20 protein-coding genes are annotated in these 18,898 nt (G+C 72.2%); 10 read left to right on the forward strand and 10 right to left on the reverse strand.

Translation table 11 applies throughout. The features are described 5' to 3' along the window. Positions 1–42: 42 nt before the first annotated feature. Both ACYVLT_RS21520 and ACYVLT_RS21525 read left to right on the forward strand, forming a co-directional pair. On the forward strand, positions 43–1,272 hold the full coding sequence (locus ACYVLT_RS21520) for a cytochrome P450 family protein (RefSeq protein ID WP_461121962.1): 1,230 nt from the start codon (positions 43–45) through the stop codon (positions 1,270–1,272). After that, complete coding sequence (locus tag ACYVLT_RS21525; protein WP_461121963.1) at positions 1,259–2,527, forward strand: adenosylmethionine--8-amino-7-oxononanoate transaminase; 1,269 nt, start codon at positions 1,259–1,261, stop codon at positions 2,525–2,527. Before ACYVLT_RS21520 ends, ACYVLT_RS21525 begins: the two co-directional genes overlap by 14 nt. On the opposite strand, the gene ACYVLT_RS21530 is transcribed toward ACYVLT_RS21525, so the two are convergent. Together ACYVLT_RS21530 and ACYVLT_RS21535 are read right to left on the reverse strand one after the other, a co-directional pair. Beyond that, on the reverse strand, positions 2,507–2,986 hold the full coding sequence (locus ACYVLT_RS21530) for a hypothetical protein (protein WP_461121964.1): 480 nt from the start codon (positions 2,984–2,986) through the stop codon (positions 2,507–2,509). The genes ACYVLT_RS21525 and ACYVLT_RS21530 overlap by 21 nt on opposite strands. A 139-nt stretch (positions 2,987–3,125) precedes the next feature. Beyond that, positions 3,126–3,371 (reverse strand): glutaredoxin family protein, encoded by a 246-nt coding sequence (locus ACYVLT_RS21535; RefSeq protein WP_461121965.1) that lies wholly within the window; start codon positions 3,369–3,371, stop codon positions 3,126–3,128. Between the two features lie 60 nt (positions 3,372–3,431). Between ACYVLT_RS21535 and bioD the strand changes: the two genes are divergently transcribed. From bioD to ACYVLT_RS21555, 4 genes are all read left to right on the forward strand, one after another. After that, complete coding sequence (gene bioD, locus ACYVLT_RS21540; protein WP_461121966.1) at positions 3,432–4,148, forward strand: dethiobiotin synthase; 717 nt, start codon at positions 3,432–3,434, stop codon at positions 4,146–4,148. Positions 4,149–4,252: 104 nt separating this feature from the next. After that, positions 4,253–5,269, forward strand: a complete 1,017-nt coding sequence (bioB, locus tag ACYVLT_RS21545) for a biotin synthase BioB (RefSeq protein WP_461121967.1) — start codon at positions 4,253–4,255, stop codon at positions 5,267–5,269. Then, positions 5,266–5,475 (forward strand): biotin synthase auxiliary protein BsaP, encoded by a 210-nt coding sequence (gene bsaP / locus ACYVLT_RS21550; protein WP_360459375.1) that lies wholly within the window; start codon positions 5,266–5,268, stop codon positions 5,473–5,475. Before bioB ends, bsaP begins: the two co-directional genes overlap by 4 nt. A 40-nt stretch (positions 5,476–5,515) precedes the next feature. Beyond that, the gene (locus ACYVLT_RS21555; protein WP_461121968.1) at positions 5,516–6,112 is read left to right on the forward strand and encodes a DUF2567 domain-containing protein; all 597 of its coding nucleotides are present in this window, start codon (positions 5,516–5,518) and stop codon (positions 6,110–6,112) included. On the opposite strand, the gene ACYVLT_RS21560 is transcribed toward ACYVLT_RS21555, so the two are convergent. The 6 genes from ACYVLT_RS21560 to ACYVLT_RS21585 form a co-directional block, all read right to left on the reverse strand. Further along, positions 6,109–6,870: a putative hydro-lyase gene (locus ACYVLT_RS21560; RefSeq protein WP_461121969.1), complete on the reverse strand. Its 762-nt coding sequence runs from the start codon at positions 6,868–6,870 to the stop codon at positions 6,109–6,111. The two genes, ACYVLT_RS21555 and ACYVLT_RS21560, sit on opposite strands and share 4 nt — an antisense overlap. Further along, positions 6,867–8,132 carry an MFS transporter gene (locus ACYVLT_RS21565; RefSeq protein ID WP_461121970.1) on the reverse strand — a complete coding sequence of 422 codons (1,266 nt, stop codon included), beginning with the start codon at positions 8,130–8,132 and terminating at the stop codon, positions 6,867–6,869. The genes ACYVLT_RS21560 and ACYVLT_RS21565 overlap by 4 nt, the downstream gene beginning before the upstream one ends. 179 nt (positions 8,133–8,311) lie before the next feature. After that, entirely contained in the window at positions 8,312–9,631 is a 1,320-nt protein-coding gene (locus ACYVLT_RS21570) for a cation:proton antiporter (protein ID WP_461121971.1), read from the reverse strand. A gap of 131 nt (positions 9,632–9,762) precedes the next feature. After that, complete coding sequence (gene aroD, locus ACYVLT_RS21575) at positions 9,763–10,497, reverse strand: type I 3-dehydroquinate dehydratase (RefSeq protein ID WP_461121972.1); 735 nt, start codon at positions 10,495–10,497, stop codon at positions 9,763–9,765. Positions 10,498–10,529: 32 nt separating this feature from the next. Beyond that, a complete protein-coding gene (locus ACYVLT_RS21580) occupies positions 10,530–11,210 on the reverse strand; it encodes an LON peptidase substrate-binding domain-containing protein (RefSeq protein WP_461121973.1) in 681 nt (226 codons plus the stop codon). Next, positions 11,207–11,896, reverse strand: coding sequence for an NUDIX hydrolase (locus ACYVLT_RS21585; RefSeq protein ID WP_461121974.1), 690 nt, complete (start codon positions 11,894–11,896; stop codon positions 11,207–11,209). The genes ACYVLT_RS21580 and ACYVLT_RS21585 overlap by 4 nt, the downstream gene beginning before the upstream one ends. 64 nt (positions 11,897–11,960) lie before the next feature. Here ACYVLT_RS21585 and nadA point away from each other — a divergent pair, with 64 nt between their 5' ends. Genes nadA through nadC form a run of 3 tightly spaced genes read left to right on the forward strand, consistent with a single transcriptional unit; the run spans position 11,961 to position 15,465 of the window. Next, on the forward strand, positions 11,961–12,980 hold the full coding sequence (nadA, locus tag ACYVLT_RS21590) for a quinolinate synthase NadA (RefSeq protein ID WP_461121975.1): 1,020 nt from the start codon (positions 11,961–11,963) through the stop codon (positions 12,978–12,980). Continuing rightward, positions 12,977–14,599: an L-aspartate oxidase gene (locus ACYVLT_RS21595; RefSeq protein ID WP_461121976.1), complete on the forward strand. Its 1,623-nt coding sequence runs from the start codon at positions 12,977–12,979 to the stop codon at positions 14,597–14,599. The genes nadA and ACYVLT_RS21595 overlap by 4 nt, the downstream gene beginning before the upstream one ends. After that, positions 14,596–15,465, forward strand: coding sequence for a carboxylating nicotinate-nucleotide diphosphorylase (gene nadC / locus ACYVLT_RS21600; RefSeq protein ID WP_461121977.1), 870 nt, complete (start codon positions 14,596–14,598; stop codon positions 15,463–15,465). The genes ACYVLT_RS21595 and nadC overlap by 4 nt, the downstream gene beginning before the upstream one ends. Before the next feature lie 59 nt (positions 15,466–15,524). Here the strand turns inward: nadC and ACYVLT_RS21605 are convergent, their stop codons facing one another. Together ACYVLT_RS21605 and ACYVLT_RS21610 are read right to left on the reverse strand one after the other, a co-directional pair. Then, on the reverse strand, positions 15,525–16,433 hold the full coding sequence (locus ACYVLT_RS21605) for a DUF2382 domain-containing protein (RefSeq protein WP_461121978.1): 909 nt from the start codon (positions 16,431–16,433) through the stop codon (positions 15,525–15,527). A 111-nt stretch (positions 16,434–16,544) separates the two neighbouring features. Beyond that, entirely contained in the window at positions 16,545–17,324 is a 780-nt protein-coding gene (locus ACYVLT_RS21610) for a carbon-nitrogen hydrolase family protein (protein WP_461121979.1), read from the reverse strand. A gap of 29 nt (positions 17,325–17,353) precedes the next feature. On the opposite strand from ACYVLT_RS21610, the gene ACYVLT_RS21615 reads away from it, so the two are divergent. After that, positions 17,354–18,898, forward strand: coding sequence for an ABC transporter substrate-binding protein (locus ACYVLT_RS21615; protein ID WP_461121980.1), 1,545 nt, complete (start codon positions 17,354–17,356; stop codon positions 18,896–18,898).

Here is an 18,898-nt window from a genome sequence, read left to right on the forward strand (position 1 = left end):
CGTTGAGTGAACAGGGTTAACTCAAACGAGGAGGGGATCCCTTTGGGGGAGCAGATCGCCGGTCTCGACGTGCTGGGCGAGGAGTACTTCGCCGATCCGCACGCCTACCACGCCAGGATGCGCGAGCAGGCGGCGGCGACCCAGGTCGTGTTGCCGCGAGGCACCAAGGCGTGGTTGGTCACCCGGTACGAAGAGGCACGGCTGGCGCTGGCCGACCCGCGGTTCAGCAAGCACTTCGAGCGCTTCCCGGAGGTCATGGAGCTCAACCGGGTCGGTGACCAGGAACCCATGGTGTTCGACGAGTCCCTGGTGCAGCACATGCTGAACATGGACCCGCCGCACCACACCCGGCTGCGCAAGCTCGTCACCAAGGCGTTCACCGCCCGGCGGGTCGAGCAGCTGCGACCCAGGATCCAGGAGATCACCGACCAGCTCCTGCGGGACGTGGAGGGCAGGTCCGAGCTCGACCTCGTGGACGCGCTGGCGTTCCCGCTGCCCATCACCGTCATCTGCGAGATGCTCGACGTGCCGATGGAGGAGCGCGACGAGTTCCGCCGGTGGTCGAACGTGCTGGTGGCCGGCGGGTCGGACGCCAAGGAGCTCCAGGACGCGGGCACGCAGATGGCGGGCTACCTGATGAAGCTGGTCGAGCACAAGAAGGCCGACCCGGGCGACGACTTCTTCTCGGCCCTGGTGCACGCCGACGAGGAAGGCGACCGGCTCGACCAGATGGAGCTGATCGCCATGGCGTTCCTGCTCCTCGTCGCCGGGCACGAGACGACGGTCAACCTGATCGCCAGCGGCGTCCACCACCTGGTGCGCAACCCCGATCAGCTGGCCAAGCTGCGCGCCGACCGGACGTTGTTGCCCGGCGCGGTGGAGGAGGTCCTCCGCTACGACAGCCCGGTCAACCAGTCCACGTTCCGCTACACCTCCGAGGACGTGGAGCTGGGTGACGTGGTCATCCCGAAGGACAGCCTGGTGGTCGTGGCGCTGAGCGGCGGCAACCGCGACGGTTCCCGGTTCCCGGACCCGGACCGGCTCGACATCACCCGGCAGGCCGCCGGGCACCTCGCGTTCGGCCACGGCATCCACTACTGCCTGGGCGCGCCGCTGGCCCGGATGGAGGGCGAGATCGCGATCGGGACGCTGTTCGACCGGTTCGACGTGGCGCTGACCGTGGAGCCGCACGAGCTGCGGTGGCGCCCGGGGGCGCTCATCCGCGGCGTCGAGGAGCTGCCGGTTAGCCTGACTCCCCGTGGAGCACGATGAGCTGCTGAAGCTGGACCAGGCGCACGTCTGGCACCCGTACGGCCCGATGCCGGGCACCCACGAGCCGCTGGTGGTCTCCTCGGCCGAGGGTGTCCGGCTCCGGCTGGACGACGGGCGCGAGCTGGTCGACGGCATGTCGTCGTGGTGGGCCGCGATCCACGGCTACCGGCACCCCGTGCTCGACGCGGCGGTGCGCGACCAGCTCGGCCGGATGAGCCACGTGATGTTCGGCGGCCTCACCCACGAGCCCGCGGTGGCGCTGGCCGCACGGCTGGTGGAGATCACGCCCGAGCCGTTGCAGCACGTGTTCCTGTGCGACTCGGGGTCGGTGTCGGTCGAGGTCGCGATCAAGATGGCGTTGCAGCACTGGCGCTCGCAGGGCAGGCCGGCGAAGCGGCGGTTGCTGACCTGGCGCGGCGGGTACCACGGCGACACGTTCCAGCCGATGGCCGTGTGCGACCCGGAGGGCGGGATGCACTCGCTGTGGCGGGGCGTGCTGCCGGAGCAGGTGTTCGCCTCCGCGCCGCCGCGCGACCTGGAGACCGCCTACGTCCAGGAGCTGTCGGACCTGGTCGAGCGGCACGCCGACGAGCTGGCCGCGGTCATCGTGGAGCCGGTCGTGCAGGGCGCCGGCGGGATGCGCTTCCACGACCCGCGCTACCTGCACGTGCTGCGGGAGCTGACGCTGGCCAACAACGTGCTGCTGATCTTCGACGAGATCGCCACCGGCTTCGGCCGCACCGGTGAGCTGTTCGCCGCCGACCACGCCGGGATCAGCCCGGACATCATGTGCCTCGGCAAGTCCCTGACCGGCGGTTACCTGTCGTTGGCGGCGACCCTGTGCTCCCCGCGCGTGGCGGACGGCATCTCGCGCGGCGAGGTGCCCGTGCTGGCGCACGGCCCGACGTTCATGGGCAACCCGCTGGCCTCGGCGGTGGCGCTGGCCTCCACCGACCTGCTGCTGGCGCAGGACTGGCGGGCGTCGGTGCGGCGGATCGAGGCCGGGTTGCGGTCCGGGCTCGCGCAGGCGCCCGGTGACGTGCGGGTGCTCGGCGCGATCGGCGTGGTGCAGCTGGACCACCCGGTGGACATGGCCGCCGCCACCGCCGCGGCCGTCGACCACGGCGTGTGGCTGCGGCCGTTCCGCGACCTGATCTACACCATGCCGCCGTTCATCAGCACGGACGACGACGTGGCCGCGATCGCCGCCGCCGTCGTCGCCGCGGCCGAGGCGTCACATGCGCAGCAGGGTTGAACCCCAGACCAGCAGCAGCACGCCGTAGCCGATCGACGCCCACCCGACGACCTGGTCGGACTTGTCGCGCAACGACCGCACCACCCGCGACAACGGGTACAGGACCAGCGCCACCACCGGGAACACCACCAGCGAGCCCACCAGGCCGTAGGCGCCCGCGAACACACCGGCCCAGTAGTCCGTCGGGAGGTAGATGTCCTCGGCCCACCCGACAGGCAGGCACAGGACGGCCACGCCCATCCACACGATCGCGATCCGCACGAGGCGCAGTCCGGCGACCTTCCCCGCGGTCTTCTCGTTCACCACGGCCACACCGAGGGCGATCCACGCGCCGCCCCCGAACAACCAGCCCACGACGGTCGACACCACGGGGATCCGGCCCACCACCACCCCGACCGGTGGAATCACCCAGTGCCACAACGCGTAGTGCGCGCCGATCGCACCGATCACGGTGCCCACGACGAGCCCGGTCCACCCCCACCCGCCCAGCCTGTCCAACCAGTGGGGCGGCTTCCGCCCGGGCCGGGGGTTGCGCGGGTGTCTCCGCGTGCTGACCTCCGCGCCGTCGCGGCCCTGTCTTCGCTTCTTCCTGCCCAAATCAGGCCTGCTGCCGGACGGCGTCGGCCAGTTGCGCGTTCGTCGGCTCGACCAGCACCCGGCCGTCGGGCAGCACGATCACCGGGATGTTCTTGCGCCCGCCGGCGAACTCGATCGCGCGGTCGCGGGCCGCGTCGTCCTGCTCGACGTCGACGTCGGTGAACGGCACTTCGTGCTCCCGCAGCCAAGCCTTCGCGCGCCGGCAGTCGGCGCACCAGTCCGCACCGTAGAGAACGATCTCACTCATGGAGGTGACTGTAGAACGCGGACGACCACCACGCTCCGTATAGGCCTAGGGTGGTTGCCCGTGAGCGTCCTCGTGATCACCGGCACGGGCACCGAGGTCGGCAAGACGGTCGTCGTCGCCGCCCTGGCGGCCCTGGCCGCGGCCGACGGTCGGCGGGTCGCCGTGCTCAAGCCCGCGCAGACCGGTGTCGCCGACGGCGAGCCGGGCGACCTCGCCGAGGTGGTCCGCCTCGCGGGCCCCGTCACCACCCGTGAACTGCGCCGCTACCCCGAACCACTGGCCCCGGCCACGGCCGCGCGCCGATCCGGGCTGCCCACCCTGCACCCCAGCGACATCGCCTCGGCGGCCGTGGCGCTGGACGAGACGCACGACCTGGTGCTGGTCGAGGGCGCGGGCGGGCTGCTGGTCCGGTTCGACGGCGCGGGTTCGACCATCGCCGACGCGGCCTGGGCGCTCAACGCCCCGGTGCTCATCGTCGCGCACGCGGGCCTGGGCACGTTGAACATGACCGCGTTGACCGCCGAGGCCCTGCTCCGCCGCGGCCTGGAGTCGATCGGCGTGGTGGTGGGCCGCTGGCCCGCCGCGCCCGACCTGGCCACCCGCACGAACCTGGTCGACCTGCCCGAGGCCGCGGGCGCGCCGCTGCTGGGCGTGCTGCCCGACGGCCTGGCGGCGCTGGGGCGGGCCGAGTTCGTCGAGCGCGCCCGGGAAGGCCTGTCGCCGTGGTTCGGCGGCACGTTCGACCCGGAGAAGTTCGCCGCGCCGCACACCTGCTGAAGCCCGGGGTTGAACGAACCAGTGACGCACATCGCTGAGTAGCGCACGGGCCCGTGCGGCAGACTGCACGGCGGACCACCGCCTGAGTTGATCGAGGAGAAGTCGTGACCGCAGCCCCCGAACAGGTCGATGTCCTCGCCGTTGCCCGCGAGCAGGTGCTGGAGCAGGGCGTCGGGCTGTCCGAGGAGCAGGTGCTCGACGTCCTCCGGCTGTCCGACGACCGGATCCCGGAGCTGCTGGAGCTGGCGCACGCGGTGCGGATGCGCTGGTGCGGGCCGGAGGTCGAGGTCGAGGGCATCGTGTCGCTCAAGACCGGCGGCTGCCCCGAGGACTGCCACTTCTGCTCCCAGTCCGGCCAGTTCCCCTCGCCGGTGCGCTCGGCGTGGCTGGACATCCCCGGCCTGGTGAAGGCGGCCCGGCAGACCGCCGAGACCGGCGCGACCGAGTTCTGCATCGTCGCCGCCGTGCGCGGGCCGGACAAGCGGCTGCTGTCGCAGGTGCGCGACGGCATCAAGGCCATCCGCGAGGACGGCAACGACATCCAGATCGCGTGCTCGCTCGGCATGCTCACCCAGGAGCAGGTGGACGAGCTGGTGGACATGGGCGTCCACCGCTACAACCACAACCTGGAGACCGCGCGCTCCCACTTCCCGAACGTGGTCACCACGCACTCGTGGGAAGAGCGGTGGGACACGCTGACGATGATCCGCGCGGCGGGCATGGAAGTCTGCTGCGGCGGCATCATCGGCATGGGGGAGACGTTGGCGCAGCGCGCGGAGTTCGCCGTGCAGCTGGCCGCGCTGGAGCCGGACGAGGTGCCGCTGAACTTCCTCATCCCCAACCCCGGCACGCCCTACGAGAACTACCCGGTCGTGGAGGGCCCCGACGCGCTGCGGACCGTCGGCGCGTTCCGGCTCGCCCTGCCGCGCACGATCCTGCGCTTCGCCGGCGGCCGTGAGCTGACCTTCGGCGACCTCGGCGCGAAGCAGGGGATGCTCGGCGGTGTCAACGCGATCATCGTCGGCAACTACCTGACCAACCTCGGCCGCCCGGCGCAGGACGACCTCGACATGCTGAGCGAGCTGGCCATGCCGATCAAGGAACTGAGCAAGACCCTGTGACCACTGGGCTGGGTGCGGTGACTTTCTGCGGTTATTGCGGCAAGGCGCTCGCGGAGGCGGACCACTCCGCGTGCGCGTCACGGCTGGGCGTGATCGACCCGCCGCGGTTCTGCGCGGAGTGCGCGCGCCGGATGGTGGTGCAGGTGACGCCCGCCGGGTGGACGGCCACGTGCAGCCGTCACGGGGAGATCACCTCCGCGCGGTAACCTGCCCTGCATCTGGTCACGGGTGCAGGGAGGTCGTCGGGTGGCGGAGCAACCGGTGGACGAGCGGGCCGCGCCCGTTCGGGTGCCACCCGCGCCGGCGTTCGAGTACTACTACGTGGTGCAGCGGCCGCGCGTCGTGGTGAAGCGCGACCTGCTGCCCGCGTTCTCCGTGCTCTCCGCGATCTCGCTGTTCGGGCTGCCCGTGGGCTGGCTGTGGGCCTGGCTCGCGCCGCCGCAGAACGTGGTGGCGCAGCAGGACGGGTCGATGATCCCGGTCACCGGCGAGAGCTACCACCGGCTCGACGGGCTGATGCTGTTCGTGCTGATGGGCCTGGCGGCCGGGCTGATCACCGGCATCGCGGTGTGGCTGCTGCGGGAGCGGCGCGGCCCGGTGGTGATGCTCGCGGCCACGCTCGGCGCCCTCGTGGCCGCCTACCTGGCCCAGTCGACCGGCGTCGGCACGGCGGGCGGCAGGTACGCCGTCAGCGCCGCGCCCGAGGTCGGTGACGTCATCGCCCTGGCCCCGGTGCTGGAGACGTGGTGGGGCTTGCTGGCGTGGCCCTTGGGCACGGCGCTGGCGTACGGCTGCCTGGCCGCGTGGAACGGTCTGGACGACCTGGGTCGGCGGTTGGGTTAGAGCCGGTAGGCCGTGTCGGGCACGTCGGTGACGAACATGTGCCCCGGCGCGTGGGTGATCGCGAACGGCGGTTTCGACGCCATCACCGCGGCCTGCGGCGTGACACCGCACGCCCAGAAGACCGGCACGTCGCCGTCGTGCGGATCGGTGCGGTCGCCGAAGTCCGGCCGGTCCAGGTCGTCGATGCCCAGCGCCGCCGGGTCGCCCACGTGGACGGGGTCGCCGTGGACGGCGGGCATCCGGGCGGTGACCTCCCTGGCGGTGTCGACCAGGTCGGCCGGGAGGTAGCGCATCGAGACGACCAGCGGGCCGTGCACGCGGCCGGCCGGGCGGCACTCGCGGTCGGTGACGTACATCGGCACGTTGCGCCGCTGCTCGACGTGCCGCAGCGGGACGTGCGCCTGCTTCAGGGCGGACTCGAAGGTGAAGCTGCACCCGATGAGGAACGCGACCAGGTCGTCGCGCCAGTGCGCGGAGGCGTCGGTGGGCTCGGCGACCAGTTCGCCGTGCTCCCAGATCCGGTAGCGGGGCAGGTCGTGCATCAGGTCGGCGTTGCCCGCGAGGACCGTGGTGGTGCCGCCCCGGTCGGTGACGTCCAGGACGGGGCACGGCTTGGGGTTGCGCACGGTGAACAGCAGCACGTCGTAAGCCCAGTCCTGGGGCACCGCGATCAGGTTGGCCTGGGCGTAGCCGTCCGCGAGCCCGGCCGTGGGTCCCTGGTGGCTCCGCCGCACCTCCTGCGGCGTCATCGTGGTCATCGCAGTTCGACGCCCTTCGTCTCGGGGAGGCCGAGCAGGGCCACGACGGCGATGCCGTAGGCGATCGCGCCGAAGATCATCGCGCCGCCGACGCCCATGCCCTCCGCGAGGAATCCCACCAGCGCGGGGAAGAACGCGCCCACCGCGCGGCCGAAGTTGTAGGTGAAGCCCTGGCCGGTGCCGCGCAGCTCCGTCGGGTACAGCTCGGCCAGGAACGAGCCGAACCCGCTGAAGATGGCCGAGGTGGTGAAGCCGAGCGGGAACGTGACGAGCAGGATCAGCCCGTTCGCGCCGGCCGGGATCTGGGTGAACACCACGATGAGGATCGCGCTGAGCACGGCGAACAGCGTGAACGTGCGCTTGCGGCCCAGCAGGTCGGTCAGGTAGCCGCCGGTGATGTAGCCCGCGAACGCGCCGCTGATGAGCAGGGCCAGGTAGCCGCCGGTGCCGACGACGCTGAGGCCCCGTTCGGTCTTGAGGAACGTCGGCACCCAGCTGGCCAGGGTGTAGTAGCCGCCCTGGACGCCGGTGGCGAGGAGCGCGGCGAACAGCGTGGTGCGGCCGAGCTTGCCCTGGAAGACGGCCTTGAAGCTGCCCCGGCGCGGGCTGGTCTCCAGGGCCCGTTCGGCCCTCGGCGCGTCCTTGACGTTGCGGCGGACGTAGAAGACCAGGATGGCGGGGATCGCGCCGGTCCAGAACAGCACGCGCCAGGCGACGTCCTGCGGCAGGAAGCTGAACACCACGGTGTAGACGATGACGCTCAGGCCCCAGCCGACGGCCCACGAGCTCTGGATGAACGCGACCGTCCGGCCCCGGTACTGCGGCTTGCAGTACTCGGCGACCAGGATCGCGCCCGCCGCCCACTCGCCGCCGAAGCCCAGGCCTTGCAGGGCGCGGAAGACCAGCAGCATCTCGTAGCTGGTGGCGAAGCCGCACAGGACCGTGAAGACGGCGTAGGTGATGACCGTGATCATGAGGGTGCGGACGCGGCCGATGCGGTCCGCGAGGATGCCCGCGATCGCGCCGCCGAGGGCGGAGACGACCAGCGTGACGGTGTTGAGCAGGCCCGCTTCGCCCGTGCTGATGCCGAAGTAGGCGGTGATGGCGAACAGTCCGAGGGGCAGGACCTGGAAGTCGTAGGCGTCCAGGCCGAAGCCGCCGAACGCGCCGACGAAGGCGCGCTTGCCGTTGCGGCCCAGCGTGTGGAACCAGGCGAACGGGCCTTGACCGTTCTTGGTGGTGTCGACGTCCGTGGTGCTCATGTCGGGATCACCTCGCAGCCGTGTGGGTGTGCCGTGGCCCACACGTTAGAGGATTGTTGAACAATCCCACTAGAGGGCAATAGGACGAACCAACACGTCAACACTCGATCGTGACGGTACCGCTCCACGCGAAAACGGGGGCCCGCCGCGATGGCGGGCCCCCGTTCGTGGATGTCGGGTCAGCCGGGCTGCGAAGACGCGGCGTACAGGCGTTCCCGCTCGCGCTCGTCGTCGGTGACCTCGATCCGCTTCACCGCGTAGCGCAGCATCGGCGGCGCCATCAGCGACGTCACGACCGCGACCAGCACGACGATCGTGTACCCGGCGGTGGTCAGGACCCCCAGGCGCAGGCCCACCATCGCCACGATCACCTCGATCACCCCGCGCGCGTTCAGGCCCGCGCCCAGGGCCAGGCCCTCCCAGTGGTTCAGCTTGCCCAGCCGCGCGCCCAGGTACGCGCCGACGAACTTGCCCACGATGGCGATGACCAGCACCACCGCCGCCGACAGCAGCACCGCGGGCTCGGCCAGCAGCGTCAGGTCCATCCGCAGGCCCGCCGTGGCGAAGAAGATCGGCGCGAGGACGCCCATCACGAACGTGCGCAGCGGCGCGATCTTCGTCCGGTCGAGGATGCCGGAGGTGCTGATCAGGATGCCGCACAGGAACGTGCCGAAGATCGGCTCCAGGCCGAGCGCGTGGGTGCCCGCGGCGCACGCCAGCAGCATCACGACCACGACCGCGATCGTCACCGCCGGGTCGGACGACTTGTTGGCCAGGGTCAGGCCTGCCTTCACCACCGGACGGCCGACCAGGTACGTCAGCAGCAGCACCGCCACCAGGCTGCCGATGGTCAGCAAGAGGTGCCCGGCGCGCAGGCCGGTGGTGGCCATCGCCGACACCACGGACAGCAGCGACCACCCCACGATGTCGTCCACGGCCGCCGCGCCGATGGTCAGCTGGCCGATGTTGCGGTGCAGGATCTTCAACTCGACCAGGGTCTTGGCGATCACGGGGATGGCGCTCACGCACATCGCCACGCCGAGGAACAGCGCGAACGCCAGGCTGCCCTTGTCGCCCGACAGCAGTGACGCGGGCAGCGCGAAACCGACCGCGACACCGGCGGCCAGCGGGATGAGCAGGCCGCCCAGGCTGACGTAGACGGCCGTCTTGCCCTTGCGCCGCACCAGCGTCATGTCGATGTGCATGCCGGTGAAGCCCACCAGCAGCAGCACGCCGAGCTGGCCCACCGCGTCGAGCAGGTGGATCTGCGCGGCCTCGGCCGGGAACAGCCAGCTCGACGGGCCGGGCAGCACGTGGGCGAGCAGCGACGGGCCCAGGATGACGCCCGCGGTCAGCTCGCCCACCACCGCGGGCAGGTTGAACCGGGTCGCGAGCTTGCCCAGCGCGAACGCGACCCCGAGCAGGACGGTCAGCTGGAGCAGGAAGACGAGCATCGGGTGGGCGCCGATGGGGCTGGGCGGTGCCGCGAGGACGAACATCTGGGTACCTCCGCCAGGCTGGTGTCGCCCACAGGGGTACGTCGTGAGGCGGCCCGAGCGGAAGTGCGGACTCGGGCCGGACGCCCGATCGGTCAGCGCGTTGTCAGCGCGCCGTCAGCGACGGGCCCGCCTCAGGCGTCGACCGCGCTCTTCCTCCGGTCGTACCCGGGGTAGAACTTGCGCAGCAGCCCGAACGTCTCGGCGAAATCGAGTTGGCCCGAAGTGGGCTGGTGACCGATGAACGTGTAAGTCACCCGCGAACCGAGCGCGGGGAAGAAGATGCGGGACGCGGTGCCGATCTCGCCCATGGCGATGACAATCATCTCGGTATCCCCGGAATTCACCAACAATGACGCCAACACCTTCACGTCCGCGCCAGTGGTGGCCATTGTGGAGATTTTCACGATATCCGCACCGACCGCTTTGGCGTCGCGCACGATCGTGTCGAGCTCACCGATTTCCGGCGTGTGGTCGAAATTGTGGTACGACACGATCGCCAACGCGTCGTGCGCGTGCGCGGCGGCGACCACGTCGGCCACCACCTCCCGCGAGGACAACTCCACGTCCACGGCCTCCACCAGCGGCGCGACCTCGCGGAACAGGTCGAGCCGCGCCGCTTCGGCACCGCTCCACCCACCGCCCTCGGCGGCCGAGCGCACGGTCGCCAGCACCGGCAGGCCCTCGAACGCGCGGACCTGCTCCAGAACGTGCGCGACATCGGTCCGGGAGAACCGGTCGATGCGCAATTCGGCCACGTCGACCCCGGCCGAACGCGCTGCCGCGGCCGCGCGCTCGCTGTCGTCGTCCGCGAAACTCACCGCGACCAACGGCGGGTCGAGTTCGAGCAGCGCGCGCATGGTGTTCATTCGCGGCATCTTACACCGCCGGGGGGAAACGGTCAGTTGCGATGCGGCAGGTGACCCAATTCCGACAACGGCGCGGGCACGGCGCTCAACGCGTCCAGGATGCCCGCCTCGCGGTGCAGCACTTTCCGCACCATGCGCAACCGCCGGGCCGGCGAGGTCTCCTCCAGCAGCCGCTGCCGGTCCTCCAACGTCAGCAGGCAGTCGCCCGCCAACGCGTACGCCAGCTCGGGCAACGGGATGTCCGGTCCCGGCGGCCGCCGCCCCACGCTCTGGTACGCCGCCTGCCGGTACCGGCCGTGCGCCGCCCGCGCGCTCTCCGCCAGCAGCGGCAGGACCTCCTCGACCTCCGGCGGCGCGGCCGTGTCCGGCAGCCACCGCACCGAAGCCACCAGGTACGGCGCGCTGTCCTCGTGCACCTCCAGCAACCGGAACCGCCGCCCGCCCCTCGTGGTCAGGTCGAACCGCCCGTCCGGCAGCCGCCGCGCCTCCTGGAGCACCGCCGTGCAACCGATCTCGGACAGCGCCTCGACGTTCTCCGCCCCGACCTCCCACCCCTGCTTGATCGACACCACGCCGAACGTCCGCTCCGGCACCGCGCCCGTCACCAGGTCGACGGTCAACTGCCGGTACCGCGGCTCGAACACGTGCAGCGGCAGGGACGCCCCGGGCAGCAGCACGGTGCCCAGCGGGAACAGCGGGAGCGTCGTCGTCACGAACCCAAGCTACGGGCGGCCGGTGGCCTCAGCACGGCGAACGGGTCGGTGACGCGCATTTCGCCCGACACGAACCGGAACAGCGCCGCAGGCCTGCCGCCGGCCGGTCCGGGCTGCACGGTCCCGCCGGTCGGCTCCAGCAGCCCCCGCCGCGACAGCACGCGTTGCAGGTTGGTCGCCGACACCTTGTACCCCAGGGCCGCGGAGTACAGCGCGCGCAGCGCGGAGATGGTGAACTCCGGCGGCGCCAACGCGAAGCCCAGGTTCGTGTACGACAGCTTCGACGCGAGCCGGTTGCGGGCACGGCGGCAGATCGCCTCGTGGTCGAACGCCGTCGCCGGCAGCGCGTCCACCGGGTGCCACTCGGTGTCCGACGGCACCACCGGGTCGATGTGGGAGGGCACCAAGCCGAGGAACGCGGTCGCGACCACCCGCGGTCCGGGCACCCGCGCGGGGTTGCTGAACACGGCCAACTGCTCGACGTGTGACAACTGTCGCACGTCGACCTTCTCCGCCAGCTGACGGCGGATCGAGGCCTCGACGTCCTCGTCGCCGCCGAGCCCGCCACCGGGCAGTGACCAGCGGTGAGCGTGCGGTTCCCGAGCGCGCTCCCACAGCATGACCTGGAGTGATCCGGCTCTCACCTGGAGCACCGCGGCCAGCACCTCATGTCCCGCGAGTCCCACTCGGCTGATACTATCGGCCACGTTTTCGACCGATAGGCGAAAACCTGGCTCAAGGGAGGAACCCATGGTCGCCACCGCCTACGTGGAGCGAACCTCCGACGGCGCCTACGACGGGATCGCGCCGGACGCCGCGTGGCGGGACGAGGTGCTGGAGCTGGCGCGGGAGCGGGACGCGGTCATCCTCGCGCACAACTACCAGCTGCCCGAGATCCAGGACATCGCCCACCACACCGGTGACTCGCTGGCGCTCAGCCGCATCGCGGCCGCGAGCGACGCGTCCACCATCGTGTTCTGCGGCGTGCACTTCATGGCCGAGACGGCCAAGATCCTCGCCCCGCACAAGACCGTGCTCATCCCGGACAAGCGGGCGGGCTGCTCGCTGGCCGACTCGATCACCGGCGACCAGCTGCGCGCGTGGAAGGCCGAGCACCCCGGCGCGGTCGTCGTCTCCTACGTCAACACCACGGCCGAGGTGAAGGCGGAGACCGACATCTGCTGCACCTCGTCGAACGCGGTGGACGTGGTGCGGTCCATCCCGGCCGACCGCGAGGTGCTGTTCCTGCCGGACCAGTTCCTCGGCGCGCACGTCAAGCGTGAGACGGGCCGCGAGAACCTGCACATCTGGGCGGGCGAGTGCCACGTCCACGCGGGCATCAACGGCCCGGAGCTGGCCGAGCGCGCGGCGGCGAACCCGGACGCCGACCTGTTCATCCACCCCGAGTGCGGGTGCGCCACCTCGGCGCTCTACCTCGCGGGCGAGGGCACCGTCCCGGCGGAGAAGGTGAAGATCCTCTCGACCGGCGACATGATCGTCGCCGCCCGGCGGACCAGCGCGAAGTCGGTGCTGGTGGCCACCGAGATCGGGATGCTGCACCAGCTGCGCCGGGCCGCGCCGGAGATCGACTTCCGCGCGGTGAACGACCGGGCGTCGTGCCGCTACATGAAGATGATCACCCCGGCCGCCCTGCTGCGGGGCCTGCGGGAGAACAAGGACGAGGTGCACGTGGACCTGGAGACCGCGAAGCGGGCGCGGGGCGCGGTGCAGCGCATGATCGAGATCGGGCAGCCCGGCGGCGGCGAGTGAGTGCGCCCGTGTGGGAGGCCCGCGCCGACCTGCTGGTCGTCGGCACGGGAGTGGCCGGTCTGACGGCGGCGCTGCGCGCGCGTGAGCTCGGACTGCGGGTCCTGGTCGTGACCAAGGCCGCCGCCGAGGACGGCAACACCCGGTGGGCGCAGGGCGGCGTGGCCGTCGTGCTGCCCGGCGAACACGACGAAGGCGACACGGTCGACGCGCACGTGCGCGACACGCTGGTCGCGGGCGCCGGGCTGTGCGACGAGGCCGCCGTCGAGGCGATCATCGCGGGCGGTCCGGCGGCGGTGGCCCGGCTGCGCGAGCGCGGCGCGGTGTTCGACGCCGCGCCGACCGGTGGACTGGCCCGCACGCGGGAGGGCGGGCACAGCGCGTTCCGGGTGGTGCACGCGGGCGGTGACGCGACCGGTGCGGAGGTGGAGCGCGCGCTGTTGGCGGCGGCGTCCGACGGGCGGGTGCCGGTGCTGGAGCAGCACATCGCGGTGGACGCGGTGCGCACCCCGCTCGGCCAGGTGTGCGGTTTGCTGGTGCTGGACGGCCGTGGTGTGCCCGGCGTGCTCAGCGCGCCGGCGGTGCTGCTGGCCAGCGGCGGCCTCGGGCAGCTCTACCAGGCCACGTCCAACCCGGAGGTGGCGACCGGCGACGGCCTGGCGCTGGCGTTGCGCGCGGGCGCGGTGGCGGCGGACGTCGAGTTCGTCCAGTTCCACCCGACCGTGCTCTACACCGGGCGCGGCGCGCGTGGCCGCTGCCCGCTGGTCACCGAGGCGGTGCGCGGCGAGGGCGCGGTGCTGGTGGACGCGACCGGCGCGCGGGTCATGCGCGGCGTGCACCCCTTGGCGGACCTGGCCCCGCGTGACGTGGTGGCCGCGGCGATCACCCGGCACATGGCGGGCGCACCCGGTGGGGTGGACGACCACGTGTTCCTCGACGCCACGGGCATCTCCGACTTCGCGCGCCGGTTCCCGACCGTGCACGCGGCCTGCCTGGCGGCGGGCGTCGACCCGGCGGGGGAGCCGATCCCGGTGGCCCCGGCGGCCCACTTCGCGTGCGGCGGCGTGGTGTCCGACGTGGCCGGCAGAACGGGTGTGACCGGCCTGTACGCGGCCGGCGAGGTGGCCCGCACCGGGCTGCACGGTGCGAACCGGCTGGCGTCCAACAGCCTGCTCGAAGGCCTGGTCGTGGGCACGCGGGCGGCCGAGGCCGTGGCGGCGGACCTGGCGCTGGGCGTGCTCGCCCGCCCGGCCGCGGTCGCCTCGGTGCGGCTGCCGACGGCGCCGGTCGCCGACCGGGACTCGCTGCAACGCGTCATGTCCCGGTACGCGGCGATCGGCCGGGACGCCGAGGGCCTGGCCGTGGTCGGCTCGGTGCTCGACCTGTCCACTGTGGAGCGCACCTTGGACAGCCGGGAGCTGGTCGAGGACGCCGCGCTCACCGTGGCCGCGCGGGCGTTGATCGCGGCGGCGGCGCAGCGCCGGGAGTCGCGCGGCTGCCACGTGCGCACCGACTTCACCGAGCGGGACGACGTGGGGTGGCGGCGCAGCCAGGTGGTCCGGCTCAACCCGTCCGGTCAGCCGGTGCTGGCCGATCCCGTACCGGCCAGGGGAGTGGCATGAACACCGAAGACGTGCTCGCCGGTGCGAGCACCGCACTTGAGTTCGACCTGGCCGACGCGCGTCGCGTGATCGCGACGGCGTTGGCCGAGGACCTGCGGTACGGCGCGGACGCGACGACCGAGGCGACCGTGCCCGCGGACGCGGTGGCCGTGGCGGAGTTGACGCCGCGCGCGGCCGGTGTGCTCGCGGGCATCCCGGTGGCGCTGGAGGTGTTCCGGCAGGTCACCGACGTGGAGGTGCTGGAGCGGCGGCGTGACGGCGACAAGGCCGTGCCCGGCGAGCCCGCCCTGGTCCTGCGCGGACCGGTGCGCGGCCTGCTCACCGCCGAGCGCACCGCGTTGAACCTGCTGTGCCACCTGTCCGGCGTGGCCACGCTCACCGCGGCCTGGGTGGACGAGATCGCGGGCACGAAGGCGCGGGTGCGCGACTCCCGCAAGACCCTGCCGGGCCTGCGGCTGCTGGAGAAGTACGCGGTGCGGTGCGGCGGCGGCGTCAACCACCGGCTCGGCCTGGGCGACGCGGTGCTGATCAAGGACAACCACGTGCGGGCCGCCGGGTCGGTGCGGGCGGCGTTGGCCGCCGTGCGCGCCCACGCGCCGCACCTGGCGTGCGAGGTCGAGGTCGACTCGTTGGACCAGCTGGACGAGGCCGTGGCCGAGGGCGCGGAACTGGTGCTGCTGGACAACTTCACCGCCGCCGACTGCGCGGAGGCGGTGCGCCGGGCGGGCGGTGTCCGGCTGGAGGCGTCGGGCGGGCTGACCCTGGACGTGGCCAGGGCCTACGCCGAGACCGGCGTCGACTACCTGGCCGTCGGCGGCCTCACGCACTCCGCCCCGGCGCTCGACCTGGGGCTGGACCTGCGCTAGCCGCGAGCAGGGGACGGCCCGCGCCCAAGGTCCAAGGCCCAGGCGCGGGCCGGGTTCGGTCAGGAGTCGCGCCGGTTCATCCGGTCGTCGCGCTCCACGTCCACCCGTTCGCCGCGGACCTCGCCGCGGACGTGCTCCTGCTCGGTCACGGTCTCCTTCTCCAGCCGCACCTTCTCCACCGGCTTGGCCTTCTTCTCGACCACCGGCTCCTGCCTGCGCAGGGTGACCTCGGTCTCCTCCTCGGCGAACGCACGGCCGGTCGGCGCGCCGTCGGCGGGCTCGCGCACCACGCGCACCTCCTCGTGCGACACGGGGACGGACACGTCCTTCTGCTCGGTCACCGTGTGCTTGACCAGGCGTACCCGACCGGCCTCGACGTCGCGGGTGCCGACGTCCATCTCCTCCTCGTACCGGGTGATCGAGTCGCCGTCGCGGGTCTGGTGGCGGCCGCCCTGTGCAGTGGGGGTCTGGGTGGCGGGGGTCTGCGCGGTGGGTGTCTGGCCGGCGGGAGCCTGCCCCATGGGTGCCTGGCCGCGCATGTCGTCCCTCGACGGGCCGGGCATCGGCCGGTCGGTGCGCCCGGCGGCGGGCATGGGCCTGGTCTCGGTGCGGCCGCGGCCCGGCAACCGGTCGTGGTCACCGCTGCGGTGGGCCGGGATGAGGCCGTAGTACTCGTACAACTCGTCCTGCTGCCGGTCGGACATGTGCTCGTCGGACACGTCGATCCGGGGCGCGTCCTTCACCTGCTGCTTGTCCACGGGCACGGTGATGACGCCGTTGCCCAGGGTCGCGTCCTGGATCGGCACGAACGACTCCTTGAGGCCGAACAGGCCGGTGTGCACCGAAGCCCACATCGGCCGGCCGTCCCGGTCGTCGAGCCAGACCTGCTTCACCGAGCCGATGCGGTCACCGTGCTCGTCGATCACTTCGCAGTCGTACAGTCGGTCCACTTCGGCCTGCTTGATCATGGCCGGTCCCCTTCGCGTGTCGTTTCGAGTCCCGGGAAGGGCTTCCCGGCGCGAAGGGCCACCTATTCGGCCGCCACCCGTTCGTGTAAGGCAATGTGCCCCGAAAGTGATTCAGAACCGGCGATTCGCCAAGACCGGCAACACTTCCCGCGCCCGCACGACGCTCTGCGCGTCCACTTCGGTCAGGATCGAACCCGGCTCGCCGGCCAGCTGCTCGACCACCTCGCCCAACGGCGACGCGACCGTGCTGAAGCCGATGCCCGTCGGCGCGCCGCCGTGGTCGGCCCGCGGATCGGCCTGACCGCAGGCCAGCACCCACGACGTGCAGTCCAGCGCCCTGGCGCGCACCAGCAGCTCCCACTGCTCCCGCTTGCCCGGTCCGGCGCCCCACGACGCGCACACCAGCACGGCCTGCGCGCCCCGGTCGGCCAACGCCCGGAACAGCTCCGGGAACCGCACGTCGTAGCAGGTGGCCAGGCCGAGCGTGACGCCGTCGACCTCGACGGTCACCGGCGTGGAGCCGGGTGCGACGGTGCGCGACTCGGTGAAGCCGAACGCGTCGAACAGGTGAATCTTGTCGTAGCCCAGGTGGTGGCCGCCGCCGGTGACCAGCAGGGTGTTCGCCACCCGGCCGTCCGGCGCCGGCGTGAACATGCCCGTCACGACGACCACGCCGTGCTCGTCGGCGATGTCGCGCACCGCGCCCGCCCACGGCCCGTCCAGCGGTTCGGCCACCGGGCCGAGTGGCACGCCGAACCGGCACATCGTGGCCTCCGGGAACACCACCACGCGCGCGCCGGCCGCCGCCGCGCGCCCGGTCTCCGAACGCACCAGGTCGAGGTTCGCCGCCGGGTCGGTGGAGGAGTTGATCTGGCAGAGGGCGACACGCATGTGGCCCACTCTAGGTAGTGTCGGGTCTCGTGCGCTCCCTCCTGCCCCCGCTCGTCCTCGTGACCGCGCTCGCCGTCGCGGGGTGCACGGGCACGACGACACCGAGCGCCGAGGGCACGTCGGACGGCAGCGCGCTCGTGCTGGCCGACCCGATCGAGCCGACCACGCTGAACCCGCTGCTGGGCTACGGCCGTGAAGGCGTGTCGAAGCTGTACGACGGGCTGGTGGAGCACCGCGCGGACGGCTCGGTGCGGCCGCAGCTCGCGGCGGACGCGCCCACGCCGGCCGCCGACGGGTTGAGCTGGACCGTGGAGCTGCGCGAGGGCGTGAAGTTCACCGACGGCACGTCGTTCGGGCCCGAGGACGTGGTGGCGACCTACCGGGCGCTGCTCGACCCGGCGTCCGGCTCGACCGAACGCGCCTCGTACGCCGAGCTGACCGGCGTGGAGCAGCTGGACATGCACACCGTGCGGTTCACGCTCGCGCGGCCGTGGGCGGCGTTCCCGCACACGCTCGTGCTCGGCATCCTGCCCAGCGAGGCGTTCGGCGGCCCGCTGCGCGACGTGCGACCGGTCGGCACGGGGCCGTACAAGCTGGTGGAGTGGCGCAAGGGCGACCGGATGGTGTTGGAGGCCAACGCCTCCTACCTCGGCGGTGAGCCGAAGATCCGCAAGCTGACCGTGGTGTTCGTGCCGGACGACAACACCAGGGCGCAGCGGATGCAGGCGGGCGAGTTCGACGGCACCGAGCTGCCGCCCCGGCTGGCCCAGTCGTTCGGCAACGCCAACGGCATGCGGGTGATCACGCACCGCAGCGCTGACCTGCGCGCGGTCACCCTGCCCGGCGGCCCGGTGACCGGCGACAGCGCGATCCGGATGGCGTTGAACCACGCGGTCAACCGCAAGGGCATGGTGGACAACCTGCTGGGCGGCAAGGGCGCGGTGGCGAGCACGCCGGTGCCGGACACGTTGCCGGAGTTCGTGGAGACCGGCGCCCGGTTCGCCTACGACAAGGCGCAGGCCGAGCTGCTGCTCGACCAGGCGGGCTGGGCGCGCGGCGCGGACGGCGTGCGGGCGCGCGACGGCGTGGCCGCCCGGTTCACCCTGATGTACCCGATCGGGGACGTGGTGCGCGCCGACCTGGCCACCGCGTTCGCCGCGGACGCCAAGGCGGTCGGGGTGGACGTTCAGCTGGCCGGGCTGGGCTGGGAGGCCCTCACGCCGAGGCTGGGCGTGGACGCGGTGCTGCACGGCGGCGGCACGCCGTTCGACCCGGACCTGATGACCTACCAGCCGCTGCACACCGGAAACCCGTGGGGCTACTCGAACCCGCAGGTCGACGCCGCCCTCGACGTCGGGCGCTCGCTGCTGGACCCGGCGCAGCGGGCGGCGGCGTACAAGCAGTTCCAACGCGCGTACGTGGCCGCGCCGGGCATGGTGGTGCTGGCGACGGTGCAGCACACGTACGTGGTGCGGGAGAACTGGAACGGCTACCAGGAGGTCGTGGACCCGCACGGGCACGGCGCGCTGTCGTGGGGGCCGTGGTGGAACCTGGAGGAGTGGACGCCCCGCTAG

The organism is Saccharothrix stipae (genome assembly GCF_054781895.1).

What these genes read in the sequence shown, in the direction of transcription:
- ACYVLT_RS21565 (WP_461121970.1), bottom strand. Translation starts at nt 8,132, where the DNA reads ATGAGCACCACGGACGTCGACACCACCAAGAACGGTCAAGGCCCGTTC.
- ACYVLT_RS21535 (WP_461121965.1), bottom strand. Translation starts at nt 3,371, where the DNA reads ATGAGTGAGATCGTTCTCTACGGTGCGGACTGGTGCGCCGACTGCCGG.
- aroD (WP_461121972.1), bottom strand. Translation starts at nt 10,497, where the DNA reads ATGAACACCATGCGCGCGCTGCTCGAACTCGACCCGCCGTTGGTCGCG.
- nadA (WP_461121975.1), top strand. Translation starts at nt 11,961, where the DNA reads ATGGTCGCCACCGCCTACGTGGAGCGAACCTCCGACGGCGCCTACGAC.
- ACYVLT_RS21570 (WP_461121971.1), bottom strand. Translation starts at nt 9,631, where the DNA reads ATGTTCGTCCTCGCGGCACCGCCCAGCCCCATCGGCGCCCACCCGATG.
- ACYVLT_RS21605 (WP_461121978.1), bottom strand. Translation starts at nt 16,433, where the DNA reads ATGATCAAGCAGGCCGAAGTGGACCGACTGTACGACTGCGAAGTGATC.
- ACYVLT_RS21610 (WP_461121979.1), bottom strand. Translation starts at nt 17,324, where the DNA reads ATGCGTGTCGCCCTCTGCCAGATCAACTCCTCCACCGACCCGGCGGCG.
- ACYVLT_RS21560 (WP_461121969.1), bottom strand. Translation starts at nt 6,870, where the DNA reads ATGACCACGATGACGCCGCAGGAGGTGCGGCGGAGCCACCAGGGACCC.
- nadC (WP_461121977.1), top strand. Translation starts at nt 14,596, where the DNA reads ATGAACACCGAAGACGTGCTCGCCGGTGCGAGCACCGCACTTGAGTTC.